Below are 1,389 nucleotides of genomic sequence, written 5' to 3'. Positions count from 1 at the left end.
TAACGCGTGCGAACACCGGGAGCCTCCAAAGCCAAGGACACTCCCTCAATACTTGCTTGTGATCAAATTTGTCAATGGTTCCATCGGTAATCTGTGGCACTACCTTTTGGAGGTCGAAATCAGGCCTGGTTGTGTAAAATCATGACCTTACGCTGATTTTGGGCGTTCGTTTTTAGGACAACTGTCGAACTTCAGCTTGAAGCTTGCGTCCATGGGGATCCAGCTGTCGCCGCTCTGGTGTGTCATGCCCCGGCCGGGAAAGTAATCGACCCAGGCCCGGGCCCACACGTGTTCGAAACGGATGTGGGTGATTTGCCCGCCTTGGGTGATGCCGGTGACGGGAATGCCGCCCTGGGCCATCAGGTTCATGGCCGCTTCGGGGGTGTGGGCGCCGCCGACCCAGTTCACGACTTCGTCGGCAGGGACTTGAACGGTGCCTTCGTGTGACAACGCTGATTGCTGTATGCCCTGTGTAACAATAAATGGGGATTGGGGATTAGACCGAAAATCCTCGATTTTCAATCAATACATCAGCCCATCCCCTATCGTCCCCCCTGAATAACTAACACCAGAGCCAAAATGGCCAATATGCCAATACTAACAAACACAATTTTTCGGCGAACAGGAATTAACATTGCGGCAATCCCAGAAAACAGGGACATTAATAAACTGGCAATCAATCCATCGAACAGTGTTTCTTTTGTGACAGCAAACGACAAGATTAAAAAATAAATCGGCAAACTCCAACAAAATGTAACCAGAAACCTGTTCCCAGCTCTCTTTACAGCAGGTGTCTCACCGTAGATCTTATCCGAGCCTTCTGCTTTATTAGTGTTGCCCTTAAACGTAATCCAGAAACGTCGGATCCCGAATATGATCGCACAAGCTCCGAGTCCCAATAAGAAAACAAACAAGAGAATAGCTATCATAGGATTATCTGTTTTTGCACGAAAATTAAAAAAAAGTAAAATCAAAAACATACCAGTAAGAAGCAAGAATAATGCGCCCAATATATCCAGTATTCTCTTCAAGAAATCCTCCGCTGTTCAATCTTCGCGACAGTGAATATTATATTCGCGCACAACCACCATCAAGTATCCATTGCGATAATTTACTTATCTCAACAAATCGACTTGAAATTATGAAACAAATACCAAAGGCAAATCAATTGGGTGCGGCTCTTTTAGAACGACCATGAGCAGCAGTTTTTTGCATATGCTTTAAAGTCCATAAGCGGAATACTCCTTACTTCACGACTTTCAGATGATTGTATTTTCCGGTCACGCGCGGTTTAAGAGTGGGCGGAACAAGGCCGCTGGCGTAGAGGGACGATGGTTGCGCTCGTGCTCGCAGGACTCATGGAAGGCCCAGTATTCATCAAAGTCGCGA

General features: G+C 46.7%; 2 protein-coding genes. Both read right to left on the bottom strand.

The annotated features are described in order from the left end of the window. Positions 1–147: 147 nt before the first annotated feature. Positions 148–450 (bottom strand): hypothetical protein, encoded by a 303-nt coding sequence (locus tag MRX98_RS21715; protein ID WP_246915240.1) that lies wholly within the window; start codon positions 448–450, stop codon positions 148–150. A gap of 92 nt (positions 451–542) precedes the next feature. After that, positions 543–1,031 carry a hypothetical protein gene (locus tag MRX98_RS21710; protein WP_246915237.1) on the bottom strand — a complete coding sequence of 163 codons (489 nt, stop codon included), beginning with the start codon at positions 1,029–1,031 and terminating at the stop codon, positions 543–545. Positions 1,032–1,389 lie beyond the last annotated feature (358 nt).

The sequence above is a fragment of the Desulfatitalea alkaliphila genome (assembly GCF_022968795.1).
GTDB classification, from domain to species: domain Bacteria; phylum Desulfobacterota; class Desulfobacteria; order Desulfobacterales; family Desulfosarcinaceae; genus Desulfatitalea; species Desulfatitalea alkaliphila.
Note: the sequence above shows the minus strand (reverse complement) of the source record. Positions and strands in the feature narration are given on the sequence as shown.